Source organism: Bradyrhizobium sp. UFLA05-112, assembly GCF_053572325.1.
This window is the reverse complement of sequence record NZ_JBANBK010000076.1, coordinates 1-16513: the sequence shown is the minus strand read 5'-3', so window position 1 is coordinate 16513 and position 16513 is coordinate 1. Positions and strand designations below refer to the sequence as shown.

The following is a 16513-nucleotide window of genomic DNA, read 5'->3' as shown; positions in this document are numbered from 1 at the left end:
AATGTGCCGCGCATGACTTCGCGCGACTCCGCCTCGTCTGAAATCACCCCCGCCGTGCTGCTGCGTGCCTATGCCTGCGGCATCTTTCCGATGGCCGAGAGCGCGGACGATCCGACGCTGTTCTGGGTCGAGCCGGAGATGCGCGGCGTGATCCCGCTCGAGGGATTTCGCGTCGCCTCGCGCCTTGCGCGCACCGTGCGCTCGGATGTGTTTCGCGTCACCGTCAACACTGCCTTCAAGGCGACGATCGCCGGCTGCGCGGCGCCGCAGGCCGGCCGCGAGGACACCTGGATCAACAAGCGCATCCGCGACCTCTATGGCGGCCTGCACGAGCTCGGCCACTGCCACAGCGTCGAGGCCTGGCAGGGCGACGACCTCGTCGGTGGCCTCTATGGCGTGAGCCTGGGGCGCGCCTTCTTCGGCGAAAGCATGTTTCACACCGCGCGCGATGCCTCGAAGGTCGCACTGGTGCATCTGGTGGCGCGCCTCATCTACGGCGGCTTCGAGCTGCTCGACACGCAATATGTCACCGAGCATCTGCGCAGCTTCGGTGCGGTCGAGATTTCCAGGCGCCGTTACACCGCCCTGCTCGACAAGGCGCTCGCAGGCGAGTCCGCCGACTTCCTGAAATTGCCTGGAGACGCGATCCCGGGGGCGAGCGCGCTCGAGATCATCGCAACGAGAAGCTAATTCCGGCCGAAGCCCGGGAACGGGAAGAGGCTCGGCTGCTGTGGCGGCGGAGGCGGCGGTGCCGGCTGCGGCTGCTGCACCGGCGGAGGCTGCGGGGGACGCTGCTGCTGCACGGCCTGCTTGGGCGCGGCCTTCTTCTGTGCCGGCGGCGGCGGTGGCGTGGCCGGCTTGCTCGCCGGATCCGGCGCTGCGGTCGCGATCGTCTGCTGCGGCTCTTTGCAGTCGGTCAGCCAGATGTCGTAGATCGGGTGCTCGACGCCGTGCAGGCCCGGGCTCGCCGCAAACATCCAGCCCGAAAAAATCCGCTTCACCTCGCCTTGCAGCGTGATCTCGTCGACCTCGACGAAGGCATCGGTATTGGCGGCTTCGGTTGCCGGCCGCGTGTAGCAGGCGTCGGTTTTGACCCGCAGCGCGCCGAACTGCACGGTCTCCCCGATCTCCTCGTCGAAATTGATGATGCGGCCGGTGATCTTGTCGAGGCCCGAGAAGGTCGCCTTCTTGTTCACGATCTTCTGCGCCGGCGGCTCGGTAACGACCTCATCGCCCGGCTGAAGGCTGGCCGGCGTCTGCGGAACGCCGTTTTGCGGTGTTCCCTTGGGCTGTCGCTGCCCGGGCGGCAAGCCCGGCAGCGTCGGATTGGCGCCCGGCTGCGGCGGTGGGCTTTGAGGATTGGGCGGCGCAACCGCGATGGAGGGCTGCTGGTTCTGCGGCAGCACGGTACTTCCCGGCGGCGGGGCCAAAGGCTGCGTCTCCACCGGACCGGGCAGAGCATTGGGCGCGATATTTCCTTGGCGGGGGGCGGGTCGGTTCGGCGTCGGCAGCACGCGGCCCTGCGGCGGCAGCTCCGGCACCTCCTCGTCATCGTCAGGCATCTGCTGCTGCGGCTGGTTGCCGCGCGGAATGCTGCCGGGCGGCCGCAGCGGCGGCGGATCAGAGAAGATGGTGCCGATCTGCGCCTGCGCCGGAGGCGAGACGGTCATCGCTGTGGCGGCAAAGAGCGCCGCAAGGCCGGTCAGGATCAGGTTTCGAGACATCTCGCGCGGCTTCAACAGCGAATCGGGTTTATCGAGCATTGTACAGGGGTTACGGCCGCTCGCAGACCATCCGGTTAACACGCCGAATACGGCGGGGAAAGGGCGGTTTCCCCCACGCCCGCCGGCCCCTTCCCGGTCCCTTCCCGGTCCCTTGGCTGGCCAGACCACCCGTCAGGTGGGATAGTTGCAGCGGCGGCCCATCTCCGGCGGGCCCCGACAGACGGCGGCTTCCCTCTCATTCCGGGGGCCCCAACAGGCGAGCCCGGCAGCGACATCAGCAAATTCCTCGCAAGGTCTCCCATGCCAATCGTCCTCGATTCCGACGCCGCCGCCGTCTACCAGGCGTTTCTTCAGGCCGCCCGTCCACCTTATGAAACGCTGACCGCGTCGGAAGCTCGCGCGGATTATTCCCGAGCGGGCTTTGCAACCAATCCCGAGCCGCCCGAGCTGGCACGCGTCGAAGCCCTTGCGATCCCGGCGCCGCACGGCACGATCCCTGCCCGCCTCTACGTGCCAATGAGGCTGCGCCGACGTGGCGGTCTATCGCCGGCTCTGGTGTTCTTCCATGGCGGGGGCTGGGTGATCGGCGACCTCGACACCCATGACGTCGCAGCCCGCAAGCTCGCCGTCGAGGGCGAGCTGATCGTGATCTCGGTCGACTATCGCCTGGCGCCCGAGCACAAGTTTCCCGCCGCGGTCGACGACGCCATCGAAGCGACCCATTGGATCGCCGCGAACGCCAGCACGCTTGGCATCGATGCATCGCGCCTCTGCGTCGGCGGCGACAGCGCCGGCGGCAATCTCGCCGCCGTGGTCGCCATCGCTGCCCGCGATGGCAACGGCTTGAGTCTCGCAGGCCAGGTGCTGATCTATCCCGCCGTCGATTTCGCGATGACCCACGCCTCGCACAGCGAGCCCGAGACCAGCCTGCTCCTCAGCCATTCCGTCGTCCGCTGGTTCAAAGGCCATTATCTGAACGGCGCCGCCGACGCGCACGACTGGCGCGCCTCGCCGGCCCGCGCCACCGCGCTCAATGGCCTGCCGCCGGCCTATGTGCTGACCGCCGGCGCAGATCCCTTGCGCGATGAAGGCCACGACTATGCAGAGCGCTTGAGGCAGGCCGGCGTGCCCGTCGCCTGTCGCCACTTCCCCGGCCAATTCCATGGCTTCTTCACCATGGGCAAGCTGTTGCCGCAGGCCGATGTTGCAGCCGCGGAGATCGGCGCATGGTTGAAGAAGTTGGGCTGAAGACGATGTCGTAGCCCGCATGGAGCGAAGCGAAATGCGGGGCTGTCGTCATTGGTCCCGTCCCCGGATGACGCTACGCTCCATCAGGCTACAGCGCGTGCAATACACCGCAACCACTTGTTACTTTGAACAACAAGGCCAGTGCCTCAAGAGTTGCGCTCCACAGATCGCCTCAACCTCTTCGCGCGAGGTGACACTCCCCTGGAAGTCAAAATGCCCCTCAGCCTGCAACGCACCTTGGCCGCTCCCGTGCGATGGCTCGCATGGCTCGGCGACCAGGGCACCCGCGCCGTGGCGGCGCTGGTGCTGTTCGGGATCGCAATCCCGCCACTGGGGGCAGTGCTGCGGCCTTACGTGACCGAGGCGATCTTCCTCCTGCTCGTCATCTCCTTCATGCGCGTCGACCTTGCTGCGCTGCGCGCCCATCTGCGCCGGCCGGGTCTGATCGTCGCGGCAACCGCCTGGACGACGATCGGCGTTCCCCTGATCTTTGGCCTCGCTGCGCATCTGTCCGGATTCGATGCCCGCTCGCCCGAGCTGTTCCTCGCCCTGATGCTCCAGGCCATCGCTTCGCCGATGATGGCCTCGCCCGCGATCGCGGCGCTGATGGGCCTCGATGCCACGCTGTTGCTGGTCACGCTCGTGACCTCCACCGCGCTGGTGCCGTTCACGGCGTCACTGTTCGCCGCACTCTTCCTTGGCGGAACGCTCAGCATCTCGCCGCTCGCGCTCGGTGCAAAACTGCTCGCGATCCTTGCGGGATCGCTCACGACGGCGACCGTGATCCGCTGGCTGTTCGGCGCGGACGCGATCCAGCGTCAGCGCCGGCCGATCGACGGCGTCAACATCATCATCCTGCTGGTCTTCGTCGCGGCCGTGATGGGCAACGTGATCGCCGACTTCCTGGCCGATCCCCTGCTGTCGATCGGCATTGCGCTGCTCGCCTTCGCCATCTTCTTTGCGCTCTTGATCGTCACGACGCTGCTGTTCCGCCGCATCGGTTACGAACAGGCGCTCGCACTTGGCCTGATGGTATCGCAGCGCAATATTGGGCTGATGCTGGCGGCGACGGCGGCAACCCTGCCCGGCACGACCTGGCTCTATTTCGCGCTCACCCAGTTTCCCTACTACGTCGCGCCACAGATGCTGACGCCGATCGCGCGACGTTTGACGGCGCAGTCACAAGCAACCGCGGGCACCGCGACCGCGGAAACGACACGCTAACTCGCCCGCGCCGCGCGCCGCAACGATTGCGGCGGCTGGCCAAAGGCGCGGATGAAGGCGCGGCGCATCCTTTCAGGATCGCGGAAGCCGGTCGACTGCGCCACGAGCTCGATCGCTTCGCTGGACGACTGGACACGCTCGCGCGCCACCTCGACGCGCAAGCGCTCGATCGCCTTTGACGGCGTCGCGCCGGTCTCCGCGGCAAAGGCGCGCGCAAAGTGCCGGGCGCTCATGTTGGCGTGCTCGGCGAGATCCTCGACGGTCAAGGGCGTATCGAGGTTCTCGCGCGCCCAGGCGAGCAGCGGTCCGAAGCGGCCGTTCGGCGTCTTCAATTCGAGCAGCGAGGAGAATTGCGACTGTCCGCCGCTGCGGCGATGGTACAGCACGAGCTGGCGCGCGGTGTCCTGTGCGACCGCCTCGCCGTGATCCTCGGTCACCATCGCCAGCGCGAGATCGATGCCGGCTGAGATGCCGGCCGAGGTCCAAACATTGCCGTCGCGGGTGAAGATCTGGTCGGGCTCGAGCTTCACCTTGGGATAGCGCGCGACGAAATCGCGGGTGCGGCCCCAATGCGTGGTCGCGCGCTTGCCGTCAAGCAGGCCCGCCTCCGCCAGCACATAGGCACCGGAGCAGACGCTGGCGACGCGCACGCCGCGCTTGGCCAGCCGCTGCACGAAGCCTAACGTTGCCGGACAGCGCGCCGCGCCTGCCACGCCCTCGCCGCCCGCGATGATCAATGTCGTGACCGCATTCGCCGTTTTGAAATCGCGCGCCATGATCTCGACGCCGGACGAGCTGCGCACGGGCCCGGCGTGCAGCGCTAGCACCCGGATGACAGGCACCATCTTCGAATAGCGCGCAGCGATCTCGAACACCGAGATCGGGCCCGCTGCATCGAGCAACTGGAAATCGGGAAAGATCAGGACGCCGATCATGGGCCAAACCCCGCGCTATGTCCGAAAATGAGGGAATTATGCCATTTCTGACAGGAGAGCATCATGGCATCGTTGGCCCGTCAAGCTGATTGTCTGGAGGCTCTCATGTCGTCACCGCTCAGAATCGGATGTCTGGTTTTTCCACGCGTCACCCAGCTCGACCTCACCGGACCCGTGCAGGTGTTTTCCTCCGTACCCGGCGCCGAGGTGCACCTGATCTGGAAGCGGATCGAGCCTGTTCCGAGCGATTCCGTGCTGACGCTGACGCCGACCACGACCTTCGCCGATTGTCCGCAGCTCGACGTGATCTGCGTACCCGGCGGCTTCGGCACCGATGCGCTCGTCAATGACGAGGAGGTGCTCGATTTCCTGCGCAGCCAGGCCGAGGGCGCTAAATACATCACCTCGGTGTGCACGGGATCGCTGGTGCTCGGCGCAGCCGGCCTCTTGAAGGGCTATCGCGCCGTCACCCATTGGAGCGCGATGGAGGTGCTGGCGCTGTTCGGCGCGACACCGACACGGACGCGCGTCTGCATCGACCGCAACCGGATTACCGGCGGCGGCGTCACCGCCGGAATCGATTTCGCGCTGACACTGGTCTCGATCCTGGTCGACCGCACCATGGCCGAAGCGATTCAGCTCCGCCTCGAATACAATCCGGCACCGCCCTTCAATGCGGGTTCGCCGGAGACCGCGCCCGCCGAAGTGCTCGCACTGATGAAGGAACGCATCGCGCCCTCGCAGGCGCGCCGCATTGAAGCCGCCAAGCAGGCTGCGGCCAGGGTGATGTGAGGACACGCGACCGACAAACAGAAAAAGGCCGCCTGGTTTCCCGGGCGGCCTTTCCTGTCTTACGACAGCTGCACATTCAAACGGGCGATTTCGGAGCTTCCAGACCGGGGGGCCTATCTCCCGATCGAGTCCTGTTCGGCAGCCGCTGCATTTCGGGACAGTCGCGAACTGTTGCCCGAACCGTGCGCGATGGTCTCCCATCTCCGTAAGATGGTTCATTGAGCCGCATCGCTCGCGGTAGAGCAACGGCCGCGCATGCTGCGTCCCCGCTGTTCCCGTTGTTCACAGCGACGATAGCCGGATGCGAATGCATCCAACGCCGATGATTTGCGGAATTTGCCGGTCTAGCCAGGCGTCCAGGGCTGATAGTCGCCCGTCGCCTTGGGGCGCTTGCCGCTCGCAAGCGTCGAACCCGAGGGCCGATAGGCCTTGGGCGTGCCGGTCAGGTTCGGCTGATGGGGCTTTTCCCACTCGCGCGGCTTGTAGTCGAGCTCGGTCGGCGGCACATCGACCACGTGATGCATCCAGCCATGCCAGGCCGGCGGCACGCGGCTCGCTTCGGCATAGCCGTTATAGATCACCCAGCGCCGCTCGAAACCGAGCGTCGGATCGATCACCCCGCCGCGGGTCCGGTAGTAGCGATTGCCCTGCTCGTCCTCGCCCACCAGCTCGCCGAACCGCCAGGTCCAGAGCTGTGTGCCAAAGGTCTGGCCGTTCCACCAGGTGAAGAGCTTGAGGAAGAATTGTTTCATGCGGCAAGGGCCCTGCTTCGTGCGGTCCTGATGCCATCCGGAAGCGAACTTGTCCAGTTGCCGCTCCGCGGATGAACCATCTGGAATGCGCTGATCCGCCGCAACGAGGACGCGATCCGTTCATGCTGGGTACAGACGCGGATTGGAATCCTGCGCTCCCCACGCAAACCTCCGCGGGCGCCCTGGAACCACTGCCTGCTTGAGTGGTTGGATTTGGGGAAAAGGAGCCGAATATGAACAATCTCAGAGTTTTGACCGCCACGGCGGCGCTGGCACTGGTTCTCCCGCTGGCCGCACCGACCGCCAGCCTTGCCCAATCCCGCGCTCAGGCTGTCGGCGGTGGCGGTGGCGGGCACGCCGCCATCGGAGGCGGTGGCGGCGGTGGCGGAGCCCGCATGGGTGGTGGCGGATTTAGCGGCGGTGGCGCATTCCGCGGTGGCGGCGGCAATTTCGCAGCCTCCACGGCCGTTCGTCCTGGCGTCTCCGCGCCGGCCTTCAGCGGAGGCGGTCGTGTCGCAGCCGGCGCGCCGTCCGGCAACTGGAACGGCGGCAACTGGCGTGGTGGCGGCTGGCACCATCGCGGTGGCGGCTTCTGGCCCGGCGTAGCTGCTGGCGCCGCGATCGGGACCCTGGGGTCGTACGCTTACTCCGGCGGCCCGTACTACAATGATCCCTACTATTACGGCGACGATTACTATTATGACTCCGGCCCGAGCGTTGCCGTTGTGCCCGACACCGGCGGCGATTCCGCAGCCTATTGTGCCCAGCGCTACAGGTCCTATGACCCCGCGTCAGGGACTTATCTCGGCTATGACGGTCTGCGACATCCCTGCCCCTAGCGACGGTTAGTTGCATCGCTCCAATCTGATCGAAAAGGCGCCGTGATCGCGCGGCGCCTTTTTGACGTGTCATCTCGCGCTGCGCAGGCTTTCACACGAACGCCATACATCGCGGGTTTTATGCACCTCACCGTGCATATCTGTCCTGATCCAATCCAAAATTGACCCGATCCACGATTCGCCTATATCAGCAAAGACTGTGGGGACTTCGATTGGTTAGGCAGAGTCATGCCGCGCATTCTCGTGGTTGATGACGATCCGATGGTCGGCGCGACCATCGAGGTCCTCCTCCAACGCCAGGGCTTCGACGTCACGTTGACTGACGGCGGTGAGACCGGGCTGGCTGCGCTGGAGCAGCAGACCTTCGACGCGATGCTGGTCGACATTTTCATGCCGCATATGCGCGGCTTCGAGTCGATTCGCATCTTCCATGAGCGTGCCCCGACGATCCCTCTGATCGCGATGTCCGGCTACGCGTTTGCCTCGTCCGCATCGCCCTCGCCCGATTTTCTCCGCATGGCGCTCGAGCTCGGCGCAACGCGCTGCCTGCGCAAGCCGTTCACGCCGGAGACGCTGCTGACTGCAATCAAGGAATGCCTCGACGAGGCCGCTCCGGTGAAGGACAACAAATTCCCTTGATTGCTTCGCAGCGCGTCATTCTCGGTGCCGGACTTGCGATCCTCCTGATCATCACCGCGGCCTCGATCGGACTCGACGTCAAGTCGCGGTTCGACACGTCATGGGCCAACCACACCGTGGGGGCGCTCAAGAAGATCTCGGAGCTGCGCCTGCTCGTCCGTCGCGCCGAAAGCGCGGCGCGCGGCTATGAGCTCTATCGCAGCCAGGCCTTCAACGACGAATTCCAGGCGACGCGCGGGGCGATCGCGCCTGCCCTCGCCGATCTCAAGCGCGCGCTGCGCGACAATCCCGATCAGGTCGCGCTGCTTGAGAGCACCGAAGCGCTGGTTCTGCGCCGGCTCGACATCGCGGCCGAAGCGATGCGGTTGCGCGCAGCGAACGACGGGGACGGCATCACCGCGCTCCAGGGCAAGGCGGAAGGCCGCGGCCTGATGGAGACGGTGACCGCAAATCTCGACCGGCTGACCGCGGAGGAAGAGCGGCGGCTGGCCGCCCGCGCGGCGGAGTCGCGCCGCACCGGCATTGTCCTGCTCGGTATCGACGTCGCCGGCGCGGTGCTGATCCTGCTGCTGGTCGCGCTGCTGTTGCGCGAGACCCGGCGCAGCAGTGTCGCCCTGCAAAGCACGCTGCATGAGACCAGGGCTGCCAACGAGGCGCTGGAGGCGGCGGTCGCCGAGCGAACCGAGCACCTCGTCACCGCCCATGACGAGCTCCGCATCTCCGTGAACGTGCTGCAAAGCACCTTCCACAGCATGGCGGAAGCGGTGCTCGTCATCGACAGGGACAGCAACGTCCTTCTGTCGAATCCCGCCGCAGAGCGCATGCTGCTGCATCGCGCCGGGATGAACCTGACCAGCCTGCGCACGATGTCGGACGTGTTCCAAGGCGACGGCGTGACGCCGCTCATCCCTGAGGAGCTGCCATCGGCGCGCGTGCTGCGCGGCGACGAGTTCGAAGAGATGGAGATGATCGTCCGCCCGCACAGCGGCAATCCCGTCCGCCATCTCCTCATCAGCGGGCGGCCGATGCGCACTGCGCAAGGCGTGATCTCCGGCGCGGTGCTGGTCTATCACGATGCGACCATCTCGCGCGAGACCGAGCGGCAGCTGCATCAGTCGCAGAAGCTAGACGCCATCGGCAAGCTGACCGGCGGCGTCGCACACGACTTCAACAACATGCTCACGGTGATCTCGGGCAATACCGAGACGCTGGTCGGCAGCCTCAAGGAGCAACCTGAGCTGCAGCGCGTGGCGCGGCTGATCGACGATGCCGCGCAGCGTTGCGCCGAGCTGATCCAGCACCTGCTCGCCTTTGCCCGCAAGCAGCCGCTGGAGCCACGCAACGTCGACGTCAACGCGGCGGTATCAGACAGCGCAAAGCTGCTGCGTCCCGCCCTCGGCGAGCAGATCCAGATCGAGACCGCGCTCGAACAGGGGCCGATGACCTCGCACATCGATCCGTCCCGGCTGACCAACGCGGTCCTGAACATGGCGATCAACGCGCGCGACGCCATGCCCGACGGCGGCAAGCTGTTGCTGGAGACGCGTCGGGTGACGCTGGACGAGGCCTACGCGCAGGCCAACCCGGACGTCACGCCCGGCGCCTATGTGATGCTCGCGGTCAGCGACACCGGCAGCGGCATGCCGCTGGATGTGCAGGAAAAGGCCTTTGAGCCGTTCTTCACCACCAAGGAGATCGGCAAGGGCTCAGGCCTCGGACTGTCGATGGTCTACGGCTTCGTCAAGCAGTCCGGCGGCCACATCAAGATCTACAGCGAGGCGGGCCACGGCACGACGATCAAGCTCTATCTGCCGCCCGGCGAAGGCGCGAGCGAGACGGCGACCACCGCGGCGCCGGCGGCGACCGGCGGCGCCGAAACCATCCTGGTCGTGGAGGACGACAATCTCGTGCGCAACTTCGTCACCGCACAGCTACAAAGCCTCGGCTACAAGACCATCGCCGCCCCCGACAGCCGCACTGCGCTCGCGCTCGTCGAGCGCGGCGAGCCGTTCGATCTCCTGTTCACCGACGTCGTCATCCCCGGCGGCATGAGCGGACGCGTGCTTGCGCTGGAGGTCGACAAACGCCGGCCGGGTGTCAAGGTACTCTACACCTCCGGCTATACCGACAACGCGATCGTCCACCAGGGCAAGCTCGACGAAGGCGTGCTGCTGCTGACCAAACCTTACCGCCGCAATCAGCTCGCCGAGATGATCCGCCTGGCGCTCGGCAAGGAGCCGGTGGGCTAGCATTGTAGGATGGGTAGAGCGAAGCGAAACCCGTCGCCCAACAGTTGTGCTATCCTTCGGGAATGACCTCGTATCGCCGCAACTTCATCCCCGGCGGGACCTTCTTCTTCACCGTCAATCTGGTGGAACGGAAGCTCTCGTTGTTGACGACCCATATCGAGTTGCTGCGCGCGGCATTCCGAGAGACGCGTCAAAGGTACCCGTTCACGATCGATGCAATCGTTGTGCTGCCTGACCATCTTCATTACTGTCTGGAGCATGCCCGAAGGTGATGCGGATTTCGCGACACGATGGCGATTGATCAAGTCAGCTTTCTCTCGCAACCTCGCGCGGGTCGAGCGGATTTCAGCAAGCCGTGCCGGGAGGGGCGAGCGCGGTCTGTGGCAGCGCCGCTATTGGGAGCACACCATCCGGAACGAGGCGGATCTGGCGAGACACATCGACTATGTTCACATCAATCCCGTGAAGCATGGGTTGGTCGGTCGGGTGTCAGATTGGGCTCCGTCGTCGTTCCATCGCTTCGTCAAGCTCGGCATTTACCCGGAAGACTGGGCCGGAGGCGTTTCCCGCGACGAGGACGGTCCACAATTCGGCGAAAGAACTTGAGAGAAGAAAGTTGATGGGTTTCGCTTCGCTCTACCCATCCTACATACTGGGGAAGGAGGACGTGAGCTAACGCGTCGCCAGCACGACGCCGGCGAGGGTGAAGGCCAGCGCGGCGATCTGCCCCACTCCCAGCGGCTCGTGCAGCGCGAGCGCCGAGGTCACGACGCCGATGACGGGCACGGCCATGGTGCCGATCGCGGCAACCGAGGCCGGCAGCCGCGACAGGGCGGCGAACCAGCTGACATAGGCGATGCAGAACTGGCCGACGACCGAATAGACCAGCAAGCCCCAGCCGACCGGCGTCACCCGCGATAGATGCGTCGTCTCCAGCACAACGCCCACGATCGCGACCGGCAGGCAGCCGAGACCGATCTGCCAGGCGGCGGCCGTGATAGGCGGCAGATGGATCGGGTATTTCTTTGAGACCACCGTGCCGACCGCAAAACCGATCGAGCCGCCGAGCGCCATGATGATGCCCGGCAACTTCGCCGCGCTTGCGGAGACGCCGTTGCCGCCCATGATCGAGGCGAGACCTGCAAAGGCCATCACCAGCGCGATGGTGCGCAGGAGCGTCGGCCGTTCCCCCAGCACCGGCCAGGCAAAGAGCGAGGCCCAGACCGGCATGGTGTAGGCGATCAGCGCCGCCTCGCTCGCCGGCAGCCACAACAGCGCCAGCCCCATCAGCACCATCCAGCCGGTGACGTTGAGGAGAGCCGCGACCAGAAGCCGCGGCCATATTCCGGGCGCGATCCTCAGGCTGTCGCGGCGGATCACGGCAAGGGCTGCGAGCAGCAGCGCGCCGAGCACACCGGTGACGCCGCGAAGCGTCAGCGGCGGCAGTTCGGAGAGCAGAAACTTGGTCACCGGCCAGTTGAAGCCCCAGCCCACCGACGTGATGGCAAGGAACATCAGGCCGGCCGGGGCGATGCGCGTCCGCATTCCCCGTCGTGTCGAATCATGCATGTGGTAGCCCGGCAGAAACGGCCCACCTTGTCGCCTATCGGTCCCCTCCACCACCACCCAAGCGAGCATGGCTGCCTGTACGTTCCGTAGCACTACGTGAGTCCTACTGACGCAATGCCCCGGGGGCAAAAATAAACGAGCCTGTGAACAGCGGGACGAAGCCCCTCAGGCATCCCCAAACACAAATTTTTTCGGTTGGGAATCTCTCAGGACTCACTGATACTTGCCTCCACAACAGGCGCGGTTCCCACCCCTGTTATCCCCGTCTTTCCACCATATTTAGTATTTGATTCAGGAACTCGCACTAGTTCTTGACGTGCGCAACGGAGAGTCCTAGCTTTGGGTCCGTTCGGCGCGAGTGTGTTTGCGTCCCGCCGGTCACTCCCCAAAGGGTCCTCGCAAATGACCACTCCGCCAGCCGAAGGGGGCAGCGGGTGAAGGGCTTGTCTGCCCTTGATTTGTCGACTCTCAAGGGGCGCTCGAACGGGCCGAAACAGGCCCGGAGCAAGCGTAGTGTGGTGGCGTTGAACGCATGTCGCGCGCATCCCCTTGGGGGCGGGTGCGGGTGGACATGCCGGCGGATGATTTCGTCGGGAGAAACTGGGCCGGATCCACCGGCTGAGCTTGCGAAGCCTTAAAGCCGAAACGGCCGGGAGGAGTCGCGTGAAAACAACTACCCGGGACGCCCGAACGAAGGCGGATCCGGTCAAAAAAGGACGGGGCAAACTATGAGAATTGAGCGGCGCCACACCACTGCAGGACAATCCCCTTACGCCGGGATCGAATTCCGCCTGACCACGTCGGAGATCCGCAATCCCGACGGCTCGGTCGTGTTCAAGCTTGATAACGTCGAAGTGCCGACCGAGTGGTCGCAGGTCGCCTCCGACGTGCTGGCCCAGAAATATTTCCGCAAGGCCGGCGTTGCCGCGCGCCTGAAGAAGGTCGAGGAGGAATCCGTCCCCTCCTTCCTATGGCGCTCCGTGCCCGATACCGAGGCGCTTAGCCTCCTGCCTGAGAAAGAGCGCTATGTCAGCGAGCTCAGCGCCAAGCAGGTGTTCGACCGCCTCGCCGGCTGCTGGACCTACTGGGGCTGGAAGGGCAAGTACTTCTCCTCCGACGACGACGCCCAGGCCTTCTATGACGAGCTCCGCTACATGCTCGCCATGCAGATGGTCGCGCCGAACTCGCCGCAATGGTTCAACACCGGCCTGCACTGGGCCTATGGCATCGACGGCCCCGGCCAGGGCCACTATTACGTCGACCCCTTCACCGGCAAGCTGACCAAGTCGAAGTCGGCCTACGAGCATCCGCAGCCGCACGCCTGCTTCATCCAGGGCGTCGGTGACGACCTCGTCAACGAGGGCGGCATCATGGACCTCTGGGTGCGCGAGGCGCGCCTGTTCAAATACGGCTCCGGCACCGGCTCGAACTTCTCGCGCCTGCGCGGTGAAGGCGAAAAGCTGTCCGGCGGCGGCCGCTCGTCGGGCCTGATGAGCTTCCTCAAGATCGGCGACCGCGCGGCGGGCGCGATCAAGAGCGGCGGCACCACGCGCCGCGCGGCCAAGATGGTCGTGGTCGACGTCGATCACCCCGACATCGAGACCTATATCGACTGGAAGGTGAAGGAGGAGCAGAAGGTCGCCGCCCTCGTCACCGGATCCAAGATCAACCAGAAGCACCTCAAGGCGGTGCTGAAGGCCTGCGTCAACTGCGAAGGCTCGGGCGATGATTGCTTCGATCCCGAGAAGAACCCTGCCCTGCGTCGCGAAATCAAGCTCGCGCGCAAGAGCCTCGTGCCCGACAACTACATCAAGCGGGTGATCCAGTTCGCCAAGCAGGGCTACAAGGACATCCAGTTCGACACCTACGACACCGACTGGGATTCGGAAGCCTACCTCACGGTTTCCGGCCAGAACTCTAACAACTCGGTCTCGCTGAAGGACGACTTCCTCCGCGCGGTGGAGACCGACGGCGACTGGAGCCTCATTGGCCGCACCAACAAGAAGGTGACGAAGACGCTGCGTGCCCGCGACCTCTGGGAGAAGATCGGCTACGCCGCCTGGGCGTCGGCCGATCCGGGCCTGCACTTCAACACCACGATGAACGACTGGCACACCTGCAAGGCGTCCGGCGACATCCGCGCGTCCAATCCGTGCTCGGAATACATGTTCCTGGACGACACGGCGTGCAACCTCGCCTCCGCCAATTTGCTGACGTTCTACAACACGACGACCAAGCACTTTGACGTCGATGGCTACGAGCATCTCTGCCGGCTCTGGACGCTCGTGCTCGAAATCTCCGTGATGATGGCGCAGTTCCCCTCCCGCGCGATCGCCGAGCTCTCCTACGAGTTCCGCACGCTCGGCCTCGGCTACGCCAATATCGGCGGCCTGCTGATGACCATGGGCCTGCCGTATGACAGCAAGGAAGGCCGCGCGCTCTGCGGCGCGCTGACTGCCGTCATGACCGGCGTCACCTACAAGACGTCGGCGGAGATGGCGGCCGAACTCGGCACCTTCCCCGGCTACAAGAAGAATGCCGCGCACATGCTGCGCGTCATCCGCAACCACCGCCGCGCCGCGCACGGCCAGAGCTCCGGCTACGAGGCGCTCTCGGTCAATCCGGTGCCGCTCGACCACGCCTCCTGCCCGCAAGCCGACCTGGTCGCGCATGCGCAGGCAGCCTGGGATGCGGCGCTCGAGCTCGGCGAGCAGCACGGCTATCGCAACGCCCAGACCACGGTGATCGCGCCGACCGGCACGATCGGCCTCGTCATGGATTGCGACACCACCGGCATCGAGCCCGACTTCGCGCTGGTGAAGTTCAAGAAGCTCGCCGGCGGCGGCTACTTCAAGATCATCAACCGCGCGGTCCCCGCAGCGCTGCGCGCGCTCGGCTATCGCGAGAGCGAGATCGCGGAGATCGAAGCCTATGCCGTCGGCCACGGTTCGCTCTCCAACGCCCCCGGCATCAACGCCTCGACGCTGAAGGCCAAAGGCTTCACTGATGAGGCGATCGCCAAGGTCGAAAAGGCCCTGCCGACCGCCTTCGACATCAAGTTCGCCTTCAACAAGTGGACTTTTGGCGAGGACTTCATCCGCGAGCAGCTCGGCATCGGTGCCGAGGCGATCGCAGCCCCCGGCTTCGATCTGCTCCAGGCCGTCGGCTTCACCAAGCGCGAGATCGAGGCGGCCAACGTCCACATCTGCGGCGCGATGACGGTGGAAGGTGCCCCGCACCTGAAGGCCGAGCACTATCCGGTGTTCGACTGCGCCAACCCCTGCGGCAAGATCGGCAAGCGCTATCTGTCGGTCGAGAGCCACATCCGCATGATGGCCGCGAGCCAGCCCTTCATCTCGGGTGCGATCTCCAAGACCATCAACATGCCGAACGACGCCACGGTGGAGGACTGCAAGTCCGCCTACATGCTGTCGTGGAAACTCGCCCTGAAAGCCAACGCGCTCTATCGCGACGGCTCAAAACTCTCCCAGCCGCTCAACTCGCAGCTCATCAGCGATGATGAGGACGAGGATGATGCGGTCGAGCAGATCTACGAGAAGCCGATGGCGGCGCGTGCCGCCCAGGTCTCCGAGAAGATCGTCGAAAAGCTCGTCGAGCGCATCATCGTGATGCGCGAGCGCGAGAAGATGCCGGATCGCCGCAAGGGCTACACCCAGAAGGCGGTCGTCGGCGGCCACAAGGTGTACTTGCGCACCGGCGAGTATGACGACGGCCGTCTCGGCGAGATCTTCATCGACATGCACAAGGAAGGCGCGGCGCTCCGCTCCTTCATCAACAACTTCGCCATCGCCGTGTCGCTCGGCCTGCAATACGGCGTGCCGCTCGACGAATATGTCGACGCCTTCACCTTCACCCGCTTCGAGCCGGCGGGCCCCGTGCAGGGCAACGACAGCATCAAGTACGCGACCTCGATCCTCGACTACGTCTTCCGCGAGCTGGCGGTGAGCTACCTCAGCCGCTTCGACCTCGCCCACGTCGATCCCAGCGAGACGGGCTTTGACGCGCTCGGCAAGGGCGTCGAGGAAGGCAAGGAGCCGGACGACGAGGGCGGCCACCACGCGACCAAGCTGGTCTCGCGCGGCCTCACCCGCTCGCGCACCGACAACCTGGTCGTGATGCGCGGCGGCTCGGCCGCGGTCTCCTCCGGCAACGACAGCGCCCCCGCCGGCGGCCACCGCGTCACCGCGCTGCACGGCGCATCCGCCCGCGCCGGCGACACGATCGAAGGCGCCGTCGCCCTGAAGCAGGAAGCCAGCCACGACCTCTCTCCAACAGAGAAGCTCGAGCAGCTCCAGTGGAGCAAGGCCGGCACCGCGCAGACGGTCGTCCCCACCAAGGCCGAACGCCGCGCGGAAGCGAAGGCAAAGGGTTACGAAGGTGAGATGTGCAGCGAGTGCGGCAACTTCACGCTGGTGCGGAATGGCACCTGCATGAAGTGCGATACGTGCGGTTCGACAACAGGCTGCAGTTGACAGTTCGGAGTTGCTGCTGCGGCGGCGGCGACGACGCCCACTGCTGCTG

12 protein-coding genes and 1 pseudogene are annotated in these 16513 nt (G+C 65.4%); 9 read left to right on the top strand and 4 right to left on the bottom strand.

What is annotated here, in order from left to right:
- Window positions 1-12: 12 nt before the first annotated feature.
- A complete protein-coding gene (gene aat, locus SO180_RS32570; RefSeq protein WP_449382919.1) occupies window positions 13-690 on the top strand; it encodes a leucyl/phenylalanyl-tRNA--protein transferase in 678 nt (225 codons plus the stop codon).
- On the opposite strand, the gene SO180_RS32565 is transcribed toward aat, so the two are convergent.
- On the bottom strand, window positions 687-1763 hold the full coding sequence (locus tag SO180_RS32565; RefSeq protein WP_449382918.1) for a DUF2155 domain-containing protein: 1077 nt from the start codon (window positions 1761-1763) through the stop codon (window positions 687-689). The genes aat and SO180_RS32565 overlap by 4 nt on opposite strands.
- Window positions 1764-2024: 261 nt before the next feature.
- Here SO180_RS32565 and SO180_RS32560 point away from each other — a divergent pair, with 261 nt between their 5' ends.
- Window positions 2025-2972 (top strand): alpha/beta hydrolase, encoded by a 948-nt coding sequence (locus SO180_RS32560; protein WP_449382917.1) that lies wholly within the window; start codon window positions 2025-2027, stop codon window positions 2970-2972.
- A 213-nt stretch (window positions 2973-3185) separates the two neighbouring features.
- On the top strand, window positions 3186-4196 hold the full coding sequence (locus SO180_RS32555; protein WP_449382916.1) for a Na+-dependent transporter: 1011 nt from the start codon (window positions 3186-3188) through the stop codon (window positions 4194-4196).
- Here SO180_RS32555 and SO180_RS32550 read toward each other — a convergent pair.
- On the bottom strand, window positions 4193-5131 hold the full coding sequence (locus SO180_RS32550; RefSeq protein WP_449382915.1) for a GlxA family transcriptional regulator: 939 nt from the start codon (window positions 5129-5131) through the stop codon (window positions 4193-4195). The two genes, SO180_RS32555 and SO180_RS32550, sit on opposite strands and share 4 nt — an antisense overlap.
- A gap of 105 nt (window positions 5132-5236) precedes the next feature.
- Between SO180_RS32550 and SO180_RS32545 the strand changes: the two genes are divergently transcribed.
- Window positions 5237-5923: a DJ-1/PfpI family protein gene (locus SO180_RS32545; RefSeq protein ID WP_449382914.1), complete on the top strand. Its 687-nt coding sequence runs from the start codon at window positions 5237-5239 to the stop codon at window positions 5921-5923.
- A 344-nt stretch (window positions 5924-6267) separates the two neighbouring features.
- On the opposite strand, the gene SO180_RS32540 is transcribed toward SO180_RS32545, so the two are convergent.
- Window positions 6268-6675 (bottom strand): NADH:ubiquinone oxidoreductase subunit NDUFA12, encoded by a 408-nt coding sequence (locus SO180_RS32540; protein WP_449382913.1) that lies wholly within the window; start codon window positions 6673-6675, stop codon window positions 6268-6270.
- A gap of 233 nt (window positions 6676-6908) precedes the next feature.
- On the opposite strand from SO180_RS32540, the gene SO180_RS32535 reads away from it, so the two are divergent.
- From SO180_RS32535 to SO180_RS32520, 4 genes and pseudogenes are all read left to right on the top strand, one after another.
- On the top strand, window positions 6909-7514 hold the full coding sequence (locus tag SO180_RS32535) for a BA14K family protein (RefSeq protein WP_449382912.1): 606 nt from the start codon (window positions 6909-6911) through the stop codon (window positions 7512-7514).
- A 228-nt stretch (window positions 7515-7742) separates the two neighbouring features.
- On the top strand, window positions 7743-8153 hold the full coding sequence (locus tag SO180_RS32530) for a response regulator (protein WP_449382911.1): 411 nt from the start codon (window positions 7743-7745) through the stop codon (window positions 8151-8153).
- Window positions 8150-10402, top strand: coding sequence for a CHASE3 domain-containing protein (locus SO180_RS32525; protein WP_449382910.1), 2253 nt, complete (start codon window positions 8150-8152; stop codon window positions 10400-10402). The genes SO180_RS32530 and SO180_RS32525 overlap by 4 nt, the downstream gene beginning before the upstream one ends.
- Window positions 10403-10464: 62 nt before the next feature.
- Window positions 10465-11008: pseudogene (locus SO180_RS32520) on the top strand (REP-associated tyrosine transposase).
- Between the two features lie 66 nt (window positions 11009-11074).
- On the opposite strand, the gene SO180_RS32515 reads toward SO180_RS32520, so the two are convergent.
- Entirely contained in the window at window positions 11075-11971 is an 897-nt protein-coding gene (locus SO180_RS32515; RefSeq protein ID WP_449382909.1) for a DMT family transporter, read from the bottom strand.
- Between the two features lie 728 nt (window positions 11972-12699).
- Here SO180_RS32515 and SO180_RS32510 point away from each other — a divergent pair.
- Complete coding sequence (locus SO180_RS32510) at window positions 12700-16464, top strand: vitamin B12-dependent ribonucleotide reductase (RefSeq protein ID WP_449382908.1); 3765 nt, start codon at window positions 12700-12702, stop codon at window positions 16462-16464.
- The last annotated feature ends 49 nt before the right edge of the window (window positions 16465-16513 follow it).

Coding starts and splice junctions, on each gene's coding strand:
- SO180_RS32565 (WP_449382918.1), bottom strand. CDS start 1,763: ATGCTCGATAAACCCGATTCGCTGTTGAAGCCGCGCGAGATGTCTCGA.
- SO180_RS32510 (WP_449382908.1), top strand. CDS start 12,700: ATGAGAATTGAGCGGCGCCACACCACTGCAGGACAATCCCCTTACGCC.
- SO180_RS32560 (WP_449382917.1), top strand. CDS start 2,025: ATGCCAATCGTCCTCGATTCCGACGCCGCCGCCGTCTACCAGGCGTTT.
- SO180_RS32515 (WP_449382909.1), bottom strand. CDS start 11,971: ATGCATGATTCGACACGACGGGGAATGCGGACGCGCATCGCCCCGGCC.
- SO180_RS32535 (WP_449382912.1), top strand. CDS start 6,909: ATGAACAATCTCAGAGTTTTGACCGCCACGGCGGCGCTGGCACTGGTT.
- aat (WP_449382919.1), top strand. CDS start 13: ATGACTTCGCGCGACTCCGCCTCGTCTGAAATCACCCCCGCCGTGCTG.
- SO180_RS32550 (WP_449382915.1), bottom strand. CDS start 5,131: ATGATCGGCGTCCTGATCTTTCCCGATTTCCAGTTGCTCGATGCAGCG.
- SO180_RS32555 (WP_449382916.1), top strand. CDS start 3,186: ATGCCCCTCAGCCTGCAACGCACCTTGGCCGCTCCCGTGCGATGGCTC.
- SO180_RS32540 (WP_449382913.1), bottom strand. CDS start 6,675: ATGAAACAATTCTTCCTCAAGCTCTTCACCTGGTGGAACGGCCAGACC.
- SO180_RS32530 (WP_449382911.1), top strand. CDS start 7,743: ATGCCGCGCATTCTCGTGGTTGATGACGATCCGATGGTCGGCGCGACC.
- SO180_RS32545 (WP_449382914.1), top strand. CDS start 5,237: ATGTCGTCACCGCTCAGAATCGGATGTCTGGTTTTTCCACGCGTCACC.